The following is a 4,207-nucleotide window of genomic DNA, read 5'->3' on the forward strand; positions in this document are numbered from 1 at the left end:
TATTTTCTTTTTTACTAATTGAACGTATTGTTCGATGTTTTTCTAAAACTTCTTTGACACATCGCAACTTGTATGTTACATCATATTTTACTTTTCTTGCCATAAAAATGCCCCCAAAAGTGTCTAACTTTTTGGGGGCAGTGTAAACTGACAGCTTTCTATTACTTTTATAATCTACCTTGTTCTTTTAATTTCCAATATCTCAAAAGTCCATTAACCGACATCCAACATGGATTGGCGTATTCATACACTTGAATTTGATCCTCGGATAACCCTAAATCTTTGTATGATTTTGTGACGTAATCAACAAAAACAGGTGTTATTTCGTCTGCTGTTAAGTTGTCATCGTACATTGGTTTGATGTAATTTGACCATTCATCCAATCCTTTTTCTAATTGGTCAAAATGATTCTCTACATCTTCATGATAACTATAATGGGTAGGGTAAATACCTTTTGCATTCACTTTTTTCAATTTGGCAATAGATTCTTTCCATAATTCGATATGAATGTCAGGTGGAGGACAAGGTGGTACAACCGGACCATTTTCTATTTTAACCCCCGCAACATCTCCAGTAAAAATAACATCATTCATTACATAAGCATTGTGATGCACAGCATGACCAGGAGTGTAAATAGTTTCGAAAACAGTATCCCCAAATTCTACACTTTGACCATCTCTAAGACCTACTAAAAACTCTTCATTAATCGGTTTCATTTCTCCCCAAAGACGATCCATCTCATCTCCATAAATCATTTTGGCAGATTCCCATAATTTTTCGGGATTTTTAAGATGAGGTATTCCAATAGGATTCAAGAAAATTGTTGCACCATGCTCCGTAAATTTCCACGCTGCGCCGGCATGATCAAAATGAATATGTGTAATTAATATATTTTCTATATCAATGATTCGCCAACCTAAAGCTTCGATACCAGCTTTCAAATTCTCGAAAGTTGAATACGGTCCTGGATCAACCAATACGGGACCTTGTTCTGTTTCGATTAGATAGGTCGCAATTGCTTCATGTTCGTTCTGAAAATTCAGATCAATAGTATGTACTTTTGGCATGTTATAGTATTTCTTCTATGGTATAATGTATCCCGTTAAATTCTAATTTGTCGCCTGCTCGTTTTCCAATTAATGCTTCGAAAATAGGAGCTTGAGTACTAATGCCCACAAACTTTTTGTTTTCCCATTCGAAATCTTTGAAAGATAAACCAATTACAAAATTAACTTTATCAGTCAAAACAACGTTTCCTTCTGTAATTTCATTGATTAATTCAGGTCGTAATGCCTTGAAATTTTCTAAGTCTTCAGTGGCTTGATTAATACGAATATTTAATTTTCGAGCCGCATCAGTTGATTGACTTTGTTGTGCAAAATCATCCAATTCTAAACTTGATTCTTCGTCTAAATCTGCACCTTCTGCATAAATTCGTTCCGATTCTTTTAACGCATTGATTTCGTCTTGTTTAAGCTGAATAAGATGCTGAATAACCTCTTTTCGGATATGTTTTTTACTCATTTTTGTGTTTTTATGTTGATATAAACATACAAAAAATATAAAACTCCTAAAAAGATTTTAGGAGTTTTATTGATTAATCTAAATATTCTTGGATGTAGTCCTCTAATTCAAATTTCGTCATGGCTTGATCGTGAAAAACGACCTTTTCACCTTTGTCGTAAACGATCGTGACGGGAATATTTCCAGCCCATTTCGGATCAAATGATGGAATCCATTCATTCATACGTTTGGTGTCATCCAATAAAACAACTTCTGCAGTAATCTTATTATCAACCATAAACTTTTTTACTTTGTCTATAATTTTTGGTCGATCCAGTGAAACCAATAGCATCTTGAAATTTGGGTGATCTTTGTATTGTTCATTGATTTCCATAAATGCTGGAATTTCCTCTACGCAAGGTGCGCACCACGTTGCCCAAAAGTTAACCACGACGACTTCATCTTTATAATTTGCTATTTTTTCGTGCAATGCTTCGTATTTAACAGTTTCTACAGTTTGTGCATTTACACAAGAAAAAGTCAAAATCCCTATAAGACTTAGGAAAGAAAATAGTTTCATATTTATTATTTAAAAATATTTATTCAAATTTAATAGAACAAGAATCAAACCAAGCTATTTTTTGGGAAATTTTGTTGAATAGAATATTAAACCGATTTTTGTAAAAAATTATTCATTTTGTTTTCAAAAGAAGAAGCTTATCGTATAAAAAAAGAATTTTGGATTTCGTACGGAACGTACATGAAATTGCAAATGAATGCCGAGGGATCGCGTATAAATTGGGTGAATTATAAAACGACAATCAAAGGAATTAGTTTTAGAACGGATGTAGAACGTAAATATGCAGAGGTTTCGATCGAAATTTCACATCCAGACCCTTCCGTTCAATCCATGATTTATGAACAGTTTGAAGAATATGAAAACGTGTTAGAAAGTTATCTTGGTGAAAAATGGGTTTGGACAAAAGAGGATGTTGACCACGATGGAAAAACGATTTCGACGATAAAAATGCGATTAGAAAATGTAAGTATTTTTAGAGAATCAGATTGGCCACAAATAATTCCGTTCTTAAAAAATCGAATGATTAATTTGGATGAATTTTGGTGCGACCACAAAGATAGTTTTGAAATTTTTAAAGAATTATAATAATCAAAAAAGAAGCTAAATTTAGCTTCTTTTTTGATTGGTTTTATTCGATTACACAGGTGAAATTTTCTATTTCTAACAATTCGTTTGCTTCTTCTAAAACATCATTTCGTTGTTCTTGAGAGAGGTTTAAAACATCCAAATAAGCACTATTTTGTTGTAAATCTTTTACCAAAATACATTCTTTAGATAACAATATTTTTTCTTGCTCTGGCGTTAAAGTTGTTAAACATGTAATCGGATACAAGGCAGCATTGTCCACTAAATATTTGATGCTATTTGTTTCAGGATAATCCCAAGAAATTAAACCAATTCCGTAATAATTTGCAAAATCAATACTGTCTGTCGTTAAATAAGCATTTGTGACTAAAAATCCTTTCGTTGGCTTTAAATCTTTTCCAAAGAAATGATAGGTATGATCTTGTACATCTTTCATTCGCGATAAAAAATACATAGGTGTCGTGACAGAAATCTTGGCATCTTCATCATTTCGAAATTTACATTCGCAAAACAATAAATATTCTCCTTTACAAGCTACCACATCTATCTCATGTGTCACTGCATTTCCTTGCACAATTTCCGAATGTAAAGATTGATATCCTGCTGCTTCAAGTACTTTTCCTATCCATTGTTCGAAATAGTACCCTTCTGGTCCTAAATCTCTCAATGCTCTTTTTAAACTATAACGTGCAGCATAAGAACTTCTGTATTTTTTGAGATGAGAAAATGCAATACGGTAAAGATCTTTTGTATACATTCCGTCATAAAGATCATTCGAAACTAATTCAAATACTTCTTCAACTTCTTCTTTTTTGGCACCAGATTTTGTTAATGAACGCTTTAGGGCTTTTGGATTGTAAGGGACTAATTCACCAGAATTCTTTTTTACTAACATTTTAGATTGATTTTATTCTGAACGAATTTAAATAAAAGATTCGTCAAAAGCTATAAAAGTTTTAATTCTAAATAAAAGTTATCTTTGTAAAAGTTTTAAAATCAATACATGAAATTAGATACATTTTTACAAGAAAGAAGCGGTAACCAATGCGAACTGACTGGTGCTACAGAAAATTTAGCGATTTACGAAGTGAATCCAGATGCAAGCAGTAATCCTGATCGAAATGTTTACATTACACAAAAATGTATTAATCAGATTGAAAAGAGAGAAGAGTTAGACGCTTCTTTTTGGGAATCATTTTTACTTTCGTCTATGTGGAGCGAAGTTCCAGCTATACAAGTGCTTTCATGGCGAATGTTAAATCGTTTTAGAAACGAATCGTGGGCGGCAGATGCATTGGATATGATGTATTTGGATGATGAAAATATGGAATGGGCAAAGGCTTCGGGTGATCACGAAGGTGATGGAAGTGTGGATTTGCATAAAGACTGCAACGGAAATGTTTTAGTAAACGGTGATAATGTTACATTAATCAAAGATTTAGATGTGAAAGGTTCTTCTATTAATGCTAAAATAGGAACAGCCGTTCGTAATATTCGTTTAGTACACGATAATACAGATCAAATTGAAGGAAAAGTAGA

At 32.7% G+C, this 4,207-nt stretch carries 6 protein-coding genes; 2 read left to right on the forward strand and 4 right to left on the reverse strand.

The window, feature by feature from the left end:
- Positions 1-167: 167 nt before the first annotated feature.
- The 3 genes from Q0616_RS10450 to Q0616_RS10460 all read right to left on the reverse strand — a co-directional run bounded on the left by Q0616_RS10450 (position 168) and on the right by Q0616_RS10460 (position 2,083).
- The gene (locus Q0616_RS10450; RefSeq protein WP_298776879.1) at positions 168-1,067 is read right to left on the reverse strand and encodes an MBL fold metallo-hydrolase; all 900 of its coding nucleotides are present in this window, start codon (positions 1,065-1,067) and stop codon (positions 168-170) included.
- Position 1,068: 1 nt separating this feature from the next.
- A complete protein-coding gene (locus Q0616_RS10455) occupies positions 1,069-1,524 on the reverse strand; it encodes a hypothetical protein (protein WP_171621585.1) in 456 nt (151 codons plus the stop codon).
- Positions 1,525-1,597: 73 nt separating this feature from the next.
- Positions 1,598-2,083 (reverse strand): TlpA disulfide reductase family protein, encoded by a 486-nt coding sequence (locus Q0616_RS10460; protein WP_171621586.1) that lies wholly within the window; start codon positions 2,081-2,083, stop codon positions 1,598-1,600.
- Positions 2,084-2,200: 117 nt separating this feature from the next.
- Here Q0616_RS10460 and Q0616_RS10465 point away from each other — a divergent pair, with 117 nt between their 5' ends.
- Positions 2,201-2,668, forward strand: coding sequence for a DUF4268 domain-containing protein (locus tag Q0616_RS10465; protein WP_171621587.1), 468 nt, complete (start codon positions 2,201-2,203; stop codon positions 2,666-2,668).
- A 43-nt stretch (positions 2,669-2,711) separates the two neighbouring features.
- On the opposite strand, the gene Q0616_RS10470 is transcribed toward Q0616_RS10465, so the two are convergent.
- Positions 2,712-3,563: an ATP cone domain-containing protein gene (locus Q0616_RS10470; protein ID WP_284583868.1), complete on the reverse strand. Its 852-nt coding sequence runs from the start codon at positions 3,561-3,563 to the stop codon at positions 2,712-2,714.
- A 108-nt stretch (positions 3,564-3,671) separates the two neighbouring features.
- Here Q0616_RS10470 and Q0616_RS10475 point away from each other — a divergent pair.
- Positions 3,672-4,207 (forward strand): alkylphosphonate utilization protein (locus Q0616_RS10475; protein ID WP_298776881.1); only part of this gene is annotated, 536 nt, incomplete at its 3' end.

The organism is uncultured Empedobacter sp., from assembly GCF_937930195.1.
In the GTDB taxonomy this organism is placed as follows: domain Bacteria; phylum Bacteroidota; class Bacteroidia; order Flavobacteriales; family Weeksellaceae; genus Empedobacter; species Empedobacter stercoris.

Bases quoted from the DNA above. Each gene is read 5' to 3' on its own strand.
- Q0616_RS10450 (WP_298776879.1), bottom strand. From the start codon at position 1,067: ATGCCAAAAGTACATACTATTGATCTGAATTTTCAGAACGAACATGAA.
- Q0616_RS10455 (WP_171621585.1), bottom strand. From the start codon at position 1,524: ATGAGTAAAAAACATATCCGAAAAGAGGTTATTCAGCATCTTATTCAG.
- Q0616_RS10470 (WP_284583868.1), bottom strand. From the start codon at position 3,563: ATGTTAGTAAAAAAGAATTCTGGTGAATTAGTCCCTTACAATCCAAAA.
- Q0616_RS10460 (WP_171621586.1), bottom strand. From the start codon at position 2,083: ATGAAACTATTTTCTTTCCTAAGTCTTATAGGGATTTTGACTTTTTCT.